Origin of the sequence: Photorhabdus aballayi, assembly GCF_026153155.1 — a bacterium.
Lineage (GTDB): Bacteria > Pseudomonadota > Gammaproteobacteria > Enterobacterales > Enterobacteriaceae > Photorhabdus > Photorhabdus luminescens.
The window spans coordinates 75916-93005 of record NZ_JAPFCD010000010.1; the positions used below are offsets into that span (position 1 = coordinate 75916).

The following is a 17090-nucleotide window of genomic DNA, read 5'->3' on the forward strand; positions in this document are numbered from 1 at the left end:
CAAACTCGGAAAACGGTGAGTATAGCGAACCGGGCTCACAGAGCTGCCCCCACAAGCCGCCGTTCTCTTACCGTTCTCTCAGGCTTTCATCCAGATGCTGCTGCAATGGGCTTAAGAAGTAATCGATCACTCGACGTTGATCGGTTTTTATTTCTGCCGTGATCGACATGCCCGGAGATAGCGCGACTCGCTGACCATTGACCATCACGTGATCAGACTTCAAGCGAATACGGCTGCTATAGATAAGCCCACGTTTTTCATCCTCGATAGCGTCGTTCGATACGTTGAGCACTTCGCCGTCAACAGTGCCGTACTTGGTGAAAGTGAAGGTTTCCACTTTGACAGTGACCGGTTGGCCAACGTGGACGAAACCCACATCCTTGTTTTCCAGCATGGCTTCCACTTCTACCGGTTGGTCTGCGGGAACGATGACCATCAGCGGCTGAGCCGGTGTCACCACACCACCGACGGTATGGATAGCAAGTTGTTGAACTGTGCCAGCCACCGGAGCTTTGAGGCTGGTCAGGGTTTCATGGTAACGGGCCTTCGCCAGCTCCTGAACCAAGGTTGCTGCTTTTTTGTTTGCTTCCTGTTGCAGGTCAAGCATGGCGCGGCGATTTTGCGCAACAACGGCCTCACGCCGACGTCGCGCTTCGTCCCGAGCGGCGGTATGCTGCAAGACACTGGCCTGCTGTACGCTTAACTGGCGTTGCAGATCCAACCGCGTCTGCTCTTTTTCCAGATATGCATGCCGCGACACATACTGTTTCGCCAATAACCGCTGGTAATCCTCGGCCAATCGCGTAGCAATCGGTAACGTTTTTCGCAGGCTAGCCACCTGAGACTGCGCAGACTGAATTTCGGCGCTGCGTTGGTGGATTTCCGCATCCACCAACTCTAGGTTGCTGCGGTATTCCTGGTATTGTCCTTGAAGCCAGCGTTGGGCACTGAGCACCTGCTCAGGGTTGGCGTTGGCAATCGTCCCTACCAGCGACGCCGGCGGCTGTTGCTGATTGATCGCGTCGAGCATGGCGGCACTCCGCGCACTGTCGATATGAGCAGCCAGCAGCTCACTCTGGACCCGGCTGACGTCAGCGCTCGCCGCCGTCGGGTCGAGTTCGACCAACAATTCGCCGACTTTCACCGTTTGGCCGTCATTGACGTGGATCGCTCTGACTACCGCCGTTTCACTGGATTGAATCAACTTGGTCTTGCCATTGGGAACGACCTTTCCCGGAGCGATAGCCACTACCTCGATTTTGCCGATGTAGGCCCAGAGCAACGCCAATACAGCGAAACCCATAATGCTCCAGGTGAAAATTCTCGGTGCTGGGTGAACCGGTGTTTCCTGCAACTCCAAAGCCGTCGGTAAAAACTGTAATTCATGAGCAAGTCGCGGCGACACATCCATGCTTTTACGTTGACCCCAAGACTGACGCCACGCGTGACGATAACGCTGCAATAAAGAAAGGGTGGCGCTCATTCGAAATTATTTTCCTTGAATCGGAGTATATTTATCTTGGTCACATCTACCTCTGACTGTGTTATTAACCATTGATTACGTTATTAGCCGTTTTCATCGTACTTTCCGGGAAAATGGAAGCCTTTCAGCCCTGCTGCATTCGATACAGCCGTGAATAGTGGCCGTCCTGACACGCCAGTAACTCGGCGTGGGCTCCCTGTTCAACGATCTGCCCGCGATCCATTACGAGGATACGATGCGCGTCGCGTACAGCGGACAACCGATGAGCGATAATGATGACCGTGCGCCCCTTGCAAATGCTTTGCATGTTCTGCTGCACCACTCGTTCAGACTCGTAGTCCAGCGCACTGGTCGCCTCGTCGAAAATCAAAATGCGAGGGTTGCCGATCAAAGCTCGGGCAATGGCTACCCGTTGCCGTTGACCGCCCGAAAGTGACGCTCCGTGCTCACCCACAATGGTGTCGTAACCTTCAGGCAACTCAAGGATGAATTCATGGGCCCCAGCCATCCGGGCAGCATGCATGACCACTTCGAGCGGCGCCCCCGGATCGCTCAAGGCAATGTTTTCACGAATGCTGCGGTTGAATAGCATATTGTCCTGTAACACCACGCCAATCTGTCGGCGCAGCGAGGACACATCAGCCAATGCTAAGTCCATGCCATCGACCATGACCCGTCCACGTTCCGGAACATAGAGCCGCTGCAACAAGCGGGTCAGGGTGCTTTTGCCGGAACCGGAGCGGCCCACCACACCAATGATTTCTCCCGCGCCAATGACCAAGTTGATTCCGCGTAGCACCTCAGAACCATCAGCCCGATAACGAAAATGCACCTGTTCAAACTCTACCTGCCCCTTGAGCGGCGGTACTGTGCTACGTGTAGCCTGAGACAATTCAGTACGGGAATTAAGGATGTCTCCCAGACGCTGCACTGAAACCCCGGTCTGCTGGAAGCTGGTCCACAGTTGCGCCAGACGCATGATAGGGCCGCTGACACGACCGGCCAGCATATTGAATGCGATCAACTCCCCCACCGATAGCTGCCCCTCTATCACGAGACGCGCACCGAGCCAGAGTGTGGCGACCGTCACTAACTTGCCAATAAGCGAGACGCTTTCATTGGCGATAGTGGATAAGGTCTGTGTTTTGAAACCTGCGGCAACATAAGCCGCCAGTTGGTTGTCCCACTTGCGGATGGCCTGCGGTTCAACCGCCATTGACTTTAGGGTATCGATGCCATTTACCGTTTCGACAAGGAATGCCTGATTCTCGGCGTTGCGTGTGAAGCTATCCTGTAATCGCTTACGCAAGAGAGGTGTAACCACCCCCGAAACCAGTGCATAGAGCGGCAATGATAACACCACAACGAGGGTCAACCAGCCGCTGTAATAGAACATCACAAGGATGAACACCAGAGAAAAAAGCACGTCAAGCATCAGGGTAATGGCATTGCCGGTGAGGAAACTGCGGATGTTTTCCAGTTCGCGTACACGAGCCACAGAATCACCGACTCTCCTGGCCTGAAAATAAGCCAGCGGCAGATTAATCAAGTGCCGAAACAGATTCGATCCCAACTCCACATCAATACGGCTGGTCGTATGGGTAAACACGTAGCTACGCAGACCGCTCAGGGCCGACTCAAACAGCATGATACCCAGCAATCCCGTCGCGATAACATCCAGTGTGGTTAGGCCGTGGTGCACCAGTACTTTGTCCATGACCACCTGAAAGAACAAGGGAGTCACCAAGGCAAACAACTGCAAGGCAAAAGACCCTAGCAAAACTTCACCCAACAACTTGCGATATTTAACGATAGCCGGGATAAACCAAGTGAAGTCAAAGCGCGAAGTCTCGCCGGACAGACCGTTACTGGAACGCACAAGCACCAGTTGCCCTGTCCAACGCTGCTCAAGCCCCTCGAAGCTGATAACTTCGGGGCGAGCCGAACGTGGGTCTTGAATCAAAGCCTGTTCTTTATCCAGTTTGGCCAAAATAAAAAACTTCCCATCTCTATCAACGGCAATGGCTGGCAATGGAGTATGTTCAAGTCTGGCAAGTGTTGTGTGTACAGCCTTGGCTTTCAACCCTGAATGACGAGCAGCCAGCAACAGCTCCTTCAGGGTAAGACCTTGGTTAGAAGTAGAAAATTCGTGTGAAAGTTGTTCAGTCGATATAGCTATGTTGTGAAACCTGGCCAACATGGCCAAACAAATCAGGCCGGTATCCAGCTCCGGGGAAGAGTGGGGTGACTCAGTACTCATTTCATTATCTTGCATCAGACAACTTAATCCTTAAATCAAAAATCTGGATATTCATCTCACCCCTAGCAAGCTATCCAGACATATCCGCAATCCGTTTAGTAAACAAATCACAATTCATGTAATTAGGCGTTTATATCATCAAATAATAATAAATTTCATTTAATATATTCACAAACTGTGACATTAACCACACAATAATATTAAAATTTATTAAATTTATAATCTTTTTGTTTACATTGATAACAAAATACACACATTAACAATTTGATTCAGTAATTGTAACGACTCTTGAATCGGTGAAATTAAGATATCGATCAGTATATAGCCATCACAATGAAACTAATCGGTATTACCGACTGAACATTACGGCTAATAATCACTCAACTAAAAAAACCAAGAAAATACTTCAATTAGAAACTAGCCAAAATTTGGCATACAGGCAGGTTTAAGATGCATTTATTTCGAATAGAACAAGGCAATCTCTAGCTAACTACACAAGAATTTTTCAATCACCCAATCGAGAACTTTTTACAAAAACAAAAGGCATATTTACTGAAGTCAGTACGGCAAATCAGAAAATTCATTAAAGGTATTAATGGCCTTCTTGTCGGGCTTAAAAATTCCGATCCAAAAATTGTGCAAATAACGTTCAAAAAACGTCAGATAAGATATGACCACATCATTAATAGATAAATTTTTTTTCACAAGCCGTCTATCAGAGCAAGCGCTAATCCTCCTGTAAGCTAAGCCGCTCTGCTAACCCACTTCGCCTTTGAGTTGGTGTCTGGATTGCCTGACGCAATACCGCTTCATGTGTATAAAGAGTCAGTTTTTCTCTGGCGCGGGTTATCGCTGTATAAACCAATTCACGGCTGACAACCGGCACAAATTGCGTTGGCAATACCAAAGCTGTATGGTCAAATTCTGAGCCCTGTGATTTATGTACGGTCATCACATATGCAGTTTCATGTTGTGGCAAACGACTTGGCTGGATTCCTTTAATCTGTCCATCAGGCAGTTGAAAATAAGCACGTAGTTCATTGTTTTCATCCCTCAGCATAATACCGATATCACCATTAAATAGGCCCAATGTGCTGTCATTACGCGATATCATTATGGGCCGACCTGCATAACCACGGCTGAAAATCCCAACAGGACGCCGAATAAGCCCCTGACGATGTAACAGTTGTTCTATACGCTCGTTAAGCCCACTGACGCCAAACGGCCCTTCTCTAAGTGCACATAACAAACGATAGCGGTTAAATTCATCTAAAATCGCTTTGGCAGGTGCCTGCTTTGCCACCAGATGCAAGTAAGGGTGATAACCCGATACCGCTTCTGCCAGCAACCGCTGATAATCTTCATCGTCGGACAACGGGTAAAAACAGATATCCTTTAACGATTGCTGCAAAATAGAGAGAGCTTGTCGACTCTTTCCCTGATTAACGGCCGCAGCCAATTGACCAATCCCGGAATCCACATTAAAGCGATAACTTTTACGTAAAAGACACAAACGATCACGAACCTCTGGGATATTTTGCTGATCGCCCGCCGCTAACCGACATCCCGTTAATCTGCTTAGCTGTTGTGCCCTCGTTACGCTATATCCCAGTTCTGCAAAACGGCAAATATCACCCAACACTGCTCCTGCTTCCACTGATGCCAATTGATCTCGGTCACCAAGCAGAACAATTTTCGCTTTCGGCGGCAATGCATCAATCAACCTAGCCATCATGGGTAAATCCACCATTGAAGCTTCATCTACCACCAGCACATCCAAACTCAGTGGATTATCCCGATCATAGCGTAATCGCTGGCTATCAGGCTGCGCTCCTAGCAAACGATGAATCGTCTGTGCCTGATCAGGCAGGCATGCAAACTGTTTTTCCGTCAGCGGCAATTTTTTAACCGCACTATTAAGAGATTCGGTCAATCTGGCAGCCGCTTTTCCAGTCGGAGCTGCCAGTTGGATAACCCGCTTTTTGTCAGGATCAAGTTTAATTAAGGCCGCCAACAGCTTAGCAACAGTGGTAGTTTTCCCGGTTCCTGGTCCACCAGAGATAACCGAAATTCTGCTAGTCACCGCGACAGCCGCTGCCACCTTTTGCCAGTCCACTATTTCCTCAGGCAGCATGAATAATTCATCTAAAACAGCTCTCAGTTGCTGTTCCTGAATATTATCGATTGGTTGATTGCCGGCAAAGAAAGCGGCCACCTGACATTCACTTTGCCACATTCTCTGCAAATAAAGCCGGTCATGGGAAAGCACAATAGGCGTTGGTTGAAATCCATCACTAACCGCAGCACAATTTTCCAGTGCTATCAGCAAACTCTGCCCATCAGGTTTTCCCGCAACCTGCCACAACTGCTCCGCAAATTCACGATGTCGCCCATCAAAAAAGTATTCTGGCGTTATCCGATTAACTGGCAGACAAACATGCCCGGTACCTGTTTCAGCGCTCAACAACGCCATGATTAACAACAAAACAGGATCTTTATCCTCAATCAATGCATGAGCAAACTGTAAGTCCAATGAACGCAAAAGCCTGAGGTTTACTGCCTGTTGTAATAACGAAATCATCAATTTTTCTCTTTCTCAGACTGTTCATTGCCACTGAAAAGCAGATCCAAAGCATCAACAAATTCAGCCGATGGCCGACAATGGAAAATACCATTCCCCGGCTGTTGTTTATCTATCCCCCTTAGAAACAGATAAATCACGCCGCCGAAATGTTGTTGGTAATCATAATTAGCCAGCCGGTGACGTAAGTAACGATGCAATGCCAGTGTATAAAGCTGATATTGCAGGTCATAACGATGCTCAATCATGGCTATTTCCATTGCCTGGCGGGTATAGAACTGGCTCTCCTCTCCCAACCAGTTTGATTTGTAATCCAGCACGTAGAATCTGTCTTGCCAACAGAAAACCAAATCAATAAATCCTTTCAGCATCCCTTTCACCTGTTGAAATTCCAGTTGGGGGCAACGAGCAGAAATCGGGTCATAACAACGCATTAGTGTATCCAACGTCTGAGATCGCAAAAGCTGCTCAACCGGTAGATAAAATTGCATTTCATTCTGTTGATGATGCAGCGGAATTTTTGCCAGCTGCACTCCTTCCTCATTCAATGGAATAGTAAAAATATCGGCCATCCATTGCTGTAATGTCCCACTCCAGTGTTCATCAAATCCAGCTGATTGCAGTTGTTCTGCCAACCATTTCTCATCAGGTCGTTGGCTGAAACTAAGTTCTTCTAAAATAGCGTGTAAAAAAGTCCCCGCGGAGGCCCCCCTAGGGAATGTATGTGGTGTCATTTCAGGTTGTTCTGCTAACTGCTTTTCACCACTAGCATCAACATCAAGCTTTGGCGCAATAGACTGAACAATCACGTCAACAGATTCTTCTCCAGCAAAATAAGCGGAAGCATTGCCACGATGAACCACAGAGTTTCGTAAACCAGAATAACTGGTAATACGCCAGTCATCCTGGACTCTGCGTTTAAATTGCCTAGCCGACAGGGCTAAATCATTTTTACTGTGCGATTGCCAAGGATGACCATCAGTCTCATTAATTGATGATATAACAATGCCATCTCCACTTAATTCTTTAAGCGATGTTGCCAAAAAATCAGCATCCCCTTTCACTCCCTTTTGCAACAGGTAGCCCAGAGCACACAGATGCAGATCAGTATCCCCGATCTTTTTCTTATTGCCTTTTATCAGCGGAGCCACGCCGACACTGCAATGGTAAACAGAACGTGTCAATGCGACATAGAGTAAACGCAAATCCTCTGCCAATCGTTCTTGTTCCGCCAGCTCAATCGTTTCGTTGTCAGGAAAGATATCGAGGCAAGTATTAAAGCTTGTACGATCATGATATATCGCCCGTTTCTGCTCCCTGAAATTACAGATAAATGGCAACCATACCAGCGGATATTCCAGCCCCTTAGATTTATGGATAGTACAAATTTGTACCAAATGACGATCACTTTCCAGTCGCATCTGCTGATTTTCAGATTGTGGATCAGGATGAGAGATTTGCTGAGCCAACCAGCGAGTAACCGCATGTTCACTGTCAAGTTGTAAAGATATTTCCTGCAACAACTCACCAATATGCATCACATCCGTCAAACGTCGTTCACCGTCATAACTAGCAAGCAAATTCTCAGCAATATGATGGTTGGCGATTACCGCTCGTAACATAGGTAACACACCGCGGCGTTGCCACAGACGAAAATAGCCATCAAATTCATCAACTAGCTGATCCCATCTCTTTTCATCATGATTCAACTTGTCTATCTGCCAGGCAGTTAGACCAAATAAACCACTCGCCAACGCACTTCTCAGAACTCGCTCTTTCTCCGGTGATAACACCGCTTGTAGTAACCAGAGAAGATCCTTGGCTTCTGCGGTAGCAAATACACTCTCTCGGTTAGAAAGAAATACGGAAGGGATAGATAACAAATTAAGTGCATTACGGATCAGTATGGCTTCCTTTCTACTACGCACCAAAACCGTAATATCAGCCGCCGTCACAGGCCGAAAACCTTCACTTTTATGTAACAAAGCCCGCCCTTCACTACCTGCTTGCAACCAATCACGAATTTGCGCAGCACAGAGCCGTGACATCGTTTGCTCATAATCTCCGGTAGAAACACCCTCACCTGGTTGTAACCAGAAATTCAATGCGGCCTGTTCTTCACCATCATAGCTAAAAGAAAGTTCTCGGTTTTTCTCTGCCGCAGAAACTTTAATAAAAGGGATCTGTTCAAACAAAAATGGATTTTCTGAACGCATAAACAGTTTGTTTACTGCCTGTACCATTGAGTAAGCAGAGCGCCAGTTTGTTTCCAGAGTATAGTGAGCACTTACCTGAGAACGGGCGCGAATATAAGTGAAAATATCTGCGCCGCGAAATGCATAAATAGCCTGTTTGGGATCACCAATAAACAGCAATCCATTTTCAGGCTGACCGCCATAGATGGTATGAAAAATCCGGTATTGCTGTGGATCGGTATCCTGAAATTCGTCGATCAACGCAACTGGATAGCGCCGACGGATAGTCTCGGCAAGCAAATCACTGCCAGGGCCTTTCAGAGCATCATCAAGGCGGATAAGTAAATCATCAAACCCCATCTGACCTCGTGTTAATTTTTCCTGACCGATTGATTGGCGAATCTCAATAATAGCTCTGGAGATAATCAAATCACGTAAGGTAAGTGGTTGCTTATATAAATCATCTATCGCAACAAAAAGTGAATGTTCAGGTACTTCACCTTTTTTTGTCTTTTCTGCCAATACTGATTGCCGGAATTTCTCCAACGCTTTTGGCAACAGATAATCCTCTGTAGGTGCCTGAGCCCAATCCGTGACACTATTCAGCCAATTTGGTAAGTGCTTACTACTGTAACTTCTTTTATCGACACCAGAACCCGCAATTAAATCGTGCAATTCTCCAGCAACTTCATTCCATTGGTATTTAACATCGCTGATCAACTGGGTAATTTTTTCATGACGACTTAACAGCGTTTCATCACTGTTTGGCGCATTAACAATATATGGCATATCCCCTTGTAAATAAGGGTATAATTCAGCCAGCAGAGCTTCCGGCCCACTCCACTCCTGACTGATTACCTGTGCCATTGATAATGGCAATGGATAACAGTGTCGCCGCCAGAAATCGGAACACCCCTGCCGTTCTAATGGATGTTGATCCTGAATTAATGTCTGTTCAAACAAGATCCCAGATTCAAAAGCATTATGCGCCAACATTCTCTGACAAAAACCATGAATGGTATAAATCGCGGCTTCATCCATTTGCCGCTCTGCGGCCAGTAACCAGATAGCCGCCCGCTCTTTATCTGGGATTTCATCCAATAGCTGTTGATAGGCTGGTTCTGCACCTTCTACTTCGTTTCGAATACAAGCGAGACGAAGTTTATGAATATTTTCACGGATACGCCCACGTAACTCATTTGTTGCTGCCTCAGTAAAAGTCACTACCAGGATTTCTTCCACACTCAAAGGTCGTGAAAAAGCAGCATCTTTCCCCAATCCAAGCAGAAGACGCAAATATAAGATACCGATAGTGTAGGTTTTACCTGTCCCGGCCGATGCTTCGATCAGCCGCTGACCATTCAGCGGCAGAGTTAATACATTAAGCCTGTGAACAGATATCTCTGTGATCACTGCTCTCTTACCTCAACAGGTAACCGTTTCTGAAATTCAGTCACATTCTGATAGGTTTTCCAACCTTTCAATTTCGCATATCCATCCAAGTTTCCTGATTTACCAATCACTTGTGAAATCAATGACAGCCCTTGATGTTTGATTACCGCATTCCGATAGAACTTAATCAGTTGCTGCTGTGTAGTTTTCTTTAGGATCTCAAGCATTTTATCTCTGCTATCAAAATTAAAGTTATTGCGGCTGAAATCACCAGAGAAACGGGCAACTTCGGCATAGAAAGTTTGTGGCGGTTGCTGCTTTTCATTAATCAGCGCACTCTTATACTGTTCAAAATCAGCCTGAGACATCGCTTTCAATTTATTACCAGCGTTCTGATAGAAATCTCGATAACGCTGATTCAAATATTTAGGTTGTTTACTATTACTTTGTAGTAGGAAACCTAATCCCCACTGCTCCCCGACACTGGTATTGAAAGCAAACACCGCATACCCCAGTTGCTCCGTTGTCCTTAACTGTTCATAGAACCACGGCTGGAGCATATTGCTCAACAAACTGGAATAAACATAACCTTCTATACGGTTATAATCCGTCGGAATATAAACCTCGGCTAAAGCGCCATCTGTGCTGCTGCCGACACGCTGGAAATTAACCGGGTAATTTTTATCGATCACCACTTTATCCCCAATCCACCAGTCATTTCCTTGATTGGCCAGTTGGTTATGGGCAGATTCAGCAATCACTTTACTCTGCTGTTCGGTCAAGTTCCCAATTATCATCATTTGCAAAGCAGCATTTTTTATCATTTCATGACGATACGTAACAATATCCTGAACTGTGATAGTCTCCAGCGCTTTTAAACGTGTGGACTGTTCCGTGTAAGGCACCACAGAAAGGCGCTTCAACGGCTGCATAGCCATTTCATAAGCTTTAGCGTTATTGGAAACCTCTATCTGCTCACGATACCAAGACTTAGCCTGTGCCAGTTGATCCTCCGTTGGGGTGAACGCCATGTAATTACTGATTAAAGAGGTTAAAAGCGCTGGCAGATTTTGAGTGTAACCACTTACCTCCAATTGCAGTCCCTGTGACGAACTAGTAGAAATATTCATTCCAGCAACAGAGGCCTGATAACTAAGCTGGTCAAGGGAAAGCCCTGCCAAATAATCAAGCAAAGAGGAAGTGACCTGCTCACGGGCACTATCCAAACTTTTTGCATTACGTAAATCTAACGTAATGCTGGCCTTAGGCTCATCAGCAAAATATTGGCTCGGCATATAGAGCAGACGGACACTCTGCTGTTCAAGGATCATCTCTGGATGTTTTTGACTCTTATCTGCTTTTATCAGCTTCAAATCGTCAGGAATATAAGGATTTGGCACAGGCAAAGAAAAGTTCATTTGCGTTTCTAACTGCTGCCATTCCATCCGTTGCTGTGATGTGATTCGATCAACCTGATAAGGCGCCTGAACAAAATAAGCCTGTTTATTATGCGGCTCTTTTGGGCTGATATACCAGATTCTTGCATTTTCAGGCGTCAGCTCAGCAAGCCGGGCGGCAATTGCTTCTGAGTCATAGTTATCAGCCAAATAACCGGCATTAAGTACATTGGAAACAGGAACTCGCAACATAGCATCCGATAACCATTCGATATAATGCATATCACGAACAATGGAGCCATACCGGAAAGACAGATTCAAAACCTTCGCGATCTCATCAAAATAACTTTTCTGGACGCCTTTTTGTTTTAACAAATTAATATAAGCAAAAATAGCCGCAATAACCTGATCCCGTTGTGCAAGCCCTTTATCTGTCAACGTCACATAAATAAAAAAGATCCCCTTGTTACGATCAACCATAGGCTCCGCACCAGCACTGATACTTTCTGCTAGCCCTTGAGCTTGTAGCCAATCTGATAATGTATTCAAGCTACGGTTGCCTATCATATAACCGAGATATTCATCAGTTTTACTGCGGAAATCAGCACTGTTATTGTCAATGCTGAACTCCAGTTGCAATGCCTTTTGCGGTTGGGCTGGAACATAATGGATGATAATCCCTTTCTCTTTTTCCGTTACTGCCGGAACAGTAATCGGCGGCACACTCGCTTCTCTATCTGGTATCCGGCCAAAAGTATCAACAGCAATTTGAGTCAGCTTATCAATAGGCTGATTACCGTAAATGACACCTTTCATCAGATTAGCCGAATAATAGCGCTGATAGAAATCCACCAGTTCGGTCTGTAATTTACTCTCTGGTTTATCTTTTAGTGTTTCTAGATTACCGCCAGAAAACCGGGCATTGGGATGTTTAGGATTCAGAGTTTCTGCTCGTATTTGAGCAACCCGCATCCCATCACGAGAACGCGCCATTGTCAGCTCTGCATTAACCGCGTTTCGTTCCCGATCTGCATTCACTGGGTCAAGTAACGGTTCAGCCAGTGCGTCAGCCAGACGATCTGTAGCCTGAGCTAATGCCTCATTTTCTACTTCGAGGTAAAAAGCTGTGCGGTAAGAAGCCGTGCTGGCATTGTAGCTACCACCATGCTTTTGCAAAAATTCTGATAACTCACCTGACTGTGGATAACGTTCGGAGCCCATCAGAACCATATGTTCCAGATAGTGTGCAAGTCCAAGCTGACTGTCAGGGTTTTCCATACTACCAACCGGAATTGCTACCGCTGCCAGAGATTTGGTTGCCTTCTCATCAGATACCAGCAAGACCGTCATATTGTTTGCCAATCTGATTCCCTGATACTGACGATGATCGTTTTCGCTTTTATAAATTGTCTCTTGCAGTAGCTTCCACTGTGGTGTTTGCGCATAGCTTACTGTTCCCCAAAAGAGCAGGAACATTACAGTAGTCATGCGAACAAAATGTTTATGCATTATCCGATATTCTCCCTATGTTTCTGATTTCGCGCCATCGGTAACAAATAATTGAGCGCTTCCTGTTTAAGTTTTGCTAAAAATGATTCATCGATTTGCCTGAAAGCTCGCTGAATATAAGGATCATCCCCTTCGCCTATACGTCCCTGATCTCCAAGCCATGCCTTCAATAGCTGGCTTTCAGCTTTTGATTGAATTTCATCGCTATTATCAATCTCACCTGTTTCTTTATTCATACATGTTGAAAGCCACGCCCAACCACTTTTACAAAACAGTGGTAAAGGCGCTGATATTCCTCGTTGATAACCCTCAATCAATTGATTCAGATAATTTTTCGCTTGTTCTAAAGGTATAGACGCAAAACGCCATTCGCTGCCATCACGCCCATAACTACGGCTTTCACCCTTCCCCCCGGCAAGACAGTAAGCCAAATGCTCAACCCATAATTGCATGCCATCATTGGCTGTTAAGCTGGCTGGCCGCCAACGTAGCAAACCATCCGGTTGTACCTTATTAATTTGTCCTGTCAGCATCACCTGGCCTAAATCATGATGTAAATCAACAGATAAAGTTTCCATCTGTTGTTCACGAATCTTATCCGCCAGAGGCTGCATCTCTTTTTGCTGCTTCAACCAATAAACCTCACCAAAAGCGCCAAAAGGCAACCCGCCAGCAGCACGAAGCCGATTGAAAAGTGGTTCAGGCGATTGCTGTTCAATTAGCGCACTCAACAATAGCTGATTAAACTGATAACACTGGAGATTATCTAAAACGAAAGGCTCTTCCTCTGGTAATTCCGTTTCTTCAATAACGAAATTTACTTTCAAACAACGTTGGAAAAAAAACCGAACGGGATGACGGTAAAAACTGTTCAAATTATCAAGTGTAATTTCTTGAATTCGCGCCGTTTCAATAGATTGGCAAAATTCAGCGTATGCCGCACCTTGCTCAGTTGCCGCCGGTAACCACTCCCCGGCATAGCTTTGCTGATAACTGCCCGGTATAAAATTTTCTGGTGCAAATGGAACGCGGGAATGAAGATACAACAAATGTTCTCTGACATAAGTAGCACTTTGATCAACATTCAGTTTTTCATTTCCCGGCAAACAAAAACTTTGGCAGACATAATCCAATAATTCATTTACTAATACGGAAGGATTACATTCCGTATCATCACGAATGGACTTGCCAATATAGCTGATATAGAGGAACTGTTCGGCAGATATCAAGGCTTCAAGGAATAGATAACGGTCATCATCCCGTCGTTTTCTGTCCCCCCTCTGACCTTTTTCCGCCATGAGATCAAATCCAAGCGGTGGAATTGAGCGGGGGTAGATACCATCATTCATTCCCAATAAACAAACAACCTTAAAGGGAATAGAACGCATCGGCATTAGGGTGCAAAAATTAACAGATCCGGCAAGAAAACGCTGGCTGATTTTTTCATTATCAAACTGAAGCGCCAATTCATCTCGTAATAGAACCAATGGCACACTTTCCTGATAACGGGCATTTAAGCCATTGACTATGACTTTCTGCCATTGCTGTTCTATCATCGCGAGTACTAATTCAGTTTCACTATCTGATGCAAAAAATGTCTCCAGCAACTGCTGGCAGACAGGTAACCAACCCGTTAATGTTCGGCTCTCGCTAAGAATCTTGCGCCAATAACTCAATTGCATTAAAAGCTCAGCTAATTGGCCGGCAAGCTCTGCGGCTAAACCACTAGATTCATCATAGGGCAATACCTCTTTCCAAGGGCCTGACCGACTATCCATTGCGTAACCCAATAACATTCGAGTGAGCCCAAAACGCCATGTATGCTGACCTGTTACCGGCAAAGACAGTTCTTCCACATTATCGTCATCCAGCCCCCAACGAACACCTGACTCTTCAACCCAACGCCTTAATAAACGCAAACCATCTTCATGAATGTCAAATTTATTCGCCAACGCTGGCACTTCCAACAATGCTAAAACCTGTTCCGTCGTAAAACGGCTTTGAGGTAAATCCAACAGTGTAATAAATACCTGTAAAACTGAATGCGCTTGACGAGCCTTACGATCAGAAATGGCAAATGGAATATAACGTTCAGCAGAGACATTACCAAATACGGCCTGAACATAGGGAGTATAACTGTCAATATCCGCAACCATCACAATAATATCTCTTGGCGTCAGCGATGGATTATCTTCCAATAATCGCAATAGCTGGTCCTGTAAAACTTCCACTTCACGTTGAGGGCTATGGCAAACATGGAAAGATAAAGAACGATCCAACGGATCAAGTACTCTTTTTTGCAGGCTATTTTCAAATGTTTCTTTTGTTGAACCAATTTGGGCATGATCTTCCAGATAGAGAATATCCCTTTGCAATTGATGTAATAGATTATCCTGTTCTAATTCAACAAAGGCGTGAACATCCGAACTCTGCTCAAGCTGCGACAATAAATAGAGGTTATCACGGCCCAACCGTCCCCACGATGCCAACAAGGGATTACTTACATCTTGTTCACCGTCATCGTTAAACAGTGATTGAGCATTACCAGGGTCTTTAAAATATTCCAGCTCCTGTTCGCTCTTATAATGGCGTGGTTTACGGCTGCTCAGTTTTGCCAGAAAAGCATAATTCTGAATATCTCCCCAATAATATTTACATGGATTGGTAAACATCAGATGAATATCAATATGCCGGGCCAGTGCCTGTAAAGCTTGTAAATAGACCGGGGGTAAGGCAGAAATACCACAGATAAATACCCGTTTCGGTAAACAAACTGAAAACTCAGTTCTATTTTTTTCTAGCTCAAGGCTATTTTCTAGCTCAGGGCTGCTTTCTAGTTCAGAACTATTTTCCAGTATCGAAATAAAACGCTGATATAAATTAGCGCGATGCCATTGAGGTTGTTGTAACTGGTGAGTATATTTCGTCAGTTCCAGCCATAATCTTTTCTGCCACAATTGATTATCGCTCAAGCCATCAATAAGCTGACCTTGCTGCCAACTTTCCAACCATTGCGGGCGATAAACTAGATATTGGTCAAACAGATCAGCAACCCGTCCAGCCAATTGATGAATCTTCCGTTTATCAAAATCTTGATCAAGGTAGTGCCTGAGCGCGATAAACTCCGCTTCTGGCAGTAATTGAGGCAATAACGCCATCAATTTCCATGTCATAGCATCTTTACTAAAAGCACTTTCCTTAGGAATATCAGGCAATACTTTGGTAAACATATCCCAAATAAACGTAGCGGGAAGCGGAAATGAAATATTGGCTGATATGCCTATTCTTTCAGCCAGTTGGATTTGCAGCCACTGTGACATACCTGGGCTTTGTACCAAAATGACTTCCTGAGCAAATGGATCAGTCAGTGGGTTATCCCCGATCAATATTGCTATCAATTCCTTAAGAAGATCTAATTGATTAGAATGATAAACCTTGAACATTAGAACTCCCATTTGAACAAATCCATCGGCTTGCTTTACTTTGCTGATTATAAGATGTTGTTACCATAACTGTAAGCTGATAGCAGCCAGACAACGGATATGTTGTCTGAAATTCAGCGTGCCATCCCGGTGGTAATATTATTTCTGGCAAAGGGTTTTGACCTGCAATTAATTCATATTGTTCCAGATACCCATAAGATAATTTATCCGCCTTTGATTGCTGCCAATGTTGCTGAAACCCAAATAATAGCGCCTGATGATAACGCATTAATCCCAATAGAGAGACCGAAAAAACCATAACAGCAATCATTACTTCGGGCAAACTCATACCTGCTTGATGCTCATAAAAAAGATCCGACTTCATGAACAAAATCCCACATCTACCTCAGGGCAAAAGTCCAGCCAACCACTTTCTACCGGGATAAGAGAATCTCTTCCACCAGCAGAAAATAATTTCATCCATTGATATAATCCGACAGATTGACCAGATGCCACATCAGCCATACCTTTCAGTAGAAAAAAATGACTCGAATGCCTTTTTAAGCAACTGGTCAAATGAAATTCCTGCTGTTGCTGGCAATACCACTCCTCTGTTTTATTACTATCAAGTGGCCATGACTGAGCAATTCCCCACGCCAGTGAAGATTCTGCTTGCTGAAAAGCCTTTAAATATCTGCGTTCATCGACCATCATGATTAAAGCGTTATCCAGATGATGATGCAAAGCCTTTAACATCATTAGGCTCACTGCCAGCAATATCAGTACTGAAATTAGCAATACATTACCTTGCTGATATTGAAAGCAGCCATGCGAAGAATGCTCAGCCACGG

Annotated in this window: 8 protein-coding genes; all 8 read right to left on the reverse strand. The window is 45.1% G+C overall.

Annotation, left to right across the window (positions count from 1 at the left end):
- Positions 1-67 precede the first annotated feature (67 nt).
- Complete coding sequence (locus OO184_RS07770) at positions 68-1483, reverse strand: HlyD family type I secretion periplasmic adaptor subunit (RefSeq protein WP_265378680.1); 1416 nt, start codon at positions 1481-1483, stop codon at positions 68-70.
- A gap of 124 nt (positions 1484-1607) precedes the next feature.
- Positions 1608-3743 (reverse strand): type I secretion system permease/ATPase, encoded by a 2136-nt coding sequence (locus OO184_RS07775; protein ID WP_265378713.1) that lies wholly within the window; start codon positions 3741-3743, stop codon positions 1608-1610.
- A 727-nt stretch (positions 3744-4470) separates the two neighbouring features.
- Positions 4471-6324 carry an exodeoxyribonuclease V subunit alpha gene (gene recD, locus OO184_RS07780; RefSeq protein ID WP_265378681.1) on the reverse strand — a complete coding sequence of 618 codons (1854 nt, stop codon included), beginning with the start codon at positions 6322-6324 and terminating at the stop codon, positions 4471-4473.
- Positions 6324-9929, reverse strand: a complete 3606-nt coding sequence (gene recB / locus OO184_RS07785; protein WP_265378714.1) for an exodeoxyribonuclease V subunit beta — start codon at positions 9927-9929, stop codon at positions 6324-6326. Before recB ends, recD begins: the two co-directional genes overlap by 1 nt.
- Positions 9929-12817, reverse strand: coding sequence for a pitrilysin (gene ptrA / locus OO184_RS07790; RefSeq protein WP_265378682.1), 2889 nt, complete (start codon positions 12815-12817; stop codon positions 9929-9931). Before ptrA ends, recB begins: the two co-directional genes overlap by 1 nt.
- Entirely contained in the window at positions 12817-16260 is a 3444-nt protein-coding gene (gene recC, locus OO184_RS07795) for an exodeoxyribonuclease V subunit gamma (protein ID WP_265378683.1), read from the reverse strand. The genes ptrA and recC overlap by 1 nt, the downstream gene beginning before the upstream one ends.
- Complete coding sequence (locus tag OO184_RS07800) at positions 16238-16624, reverse strand: prepilin-type N-terminal cleavage/methylation domain-containing protein (protein WP_132346276.1); 387 nt, start codon at positions 16622-16624, stop codon at positions 16238-16240. Before OO184_RS07800 ends, recC begins: the two co-directional genes overlap by 23 nt.
- A complete protein-coding gene (locus OO184_RS07805; protein ID WP_265378684.1) occupies positions 16621-17088 on the reverse strand; it encodes a YgdB family protein in 468 nt (155 codons plus the stop codon). Before OO184_RS07805 ends, OO184_RS07800 begins: the two co-directional genes overlap by 4 nt.
- Positions 17089-17090: the final 2 nt, after the last annotated feature.

Excerpts from the sequence above, each read along its gene's own strand:
- recD (WP_265378681.1), bottom strand. The coding sequence starts at position 6,324 with ATGATTTCGTTATTACAACAGGCAGTAAACCTCAGGCTTTTGCGTTCA.
- ptrA (WP_265378682.1), bottom strand. The coding sequence starts at position 12,817 with ATGCATAAACATTTTGTTCGCATGACTACTGTAATGTTCCTGCTCTTT.
- recC (WP_265378683.1), bottom strand. The coding sequence starts at position 16,260 with ATGTTCAAGGTTTATCATTCTAATCAATTAGATCTTCTTAAGGAATTG.
- OO184_RS07800 (WP_132346276.1), bottom strand. The coding sequence starts at position 16,624 with ATGAAGTCGGATCTTTTTTATGAGCATCAAGCAGGTATGAGTTTGCCC.
- OO184_RS07770 (WP_265378680.1), bottom strand. The coding sequence starts at position 1,483 with ATGAGCGCCACCCTTTCTTTATTGCAGCGTTATCGTCACGCGTGGCGT.
- OO184_RS07775 (WP_265378713.1), bottom strand. The coding sequence starts at position 3,743 with ATGAGTACTGAGTCACCCCACTCTTCCCCGGAGCTGGATACCGGCCTG.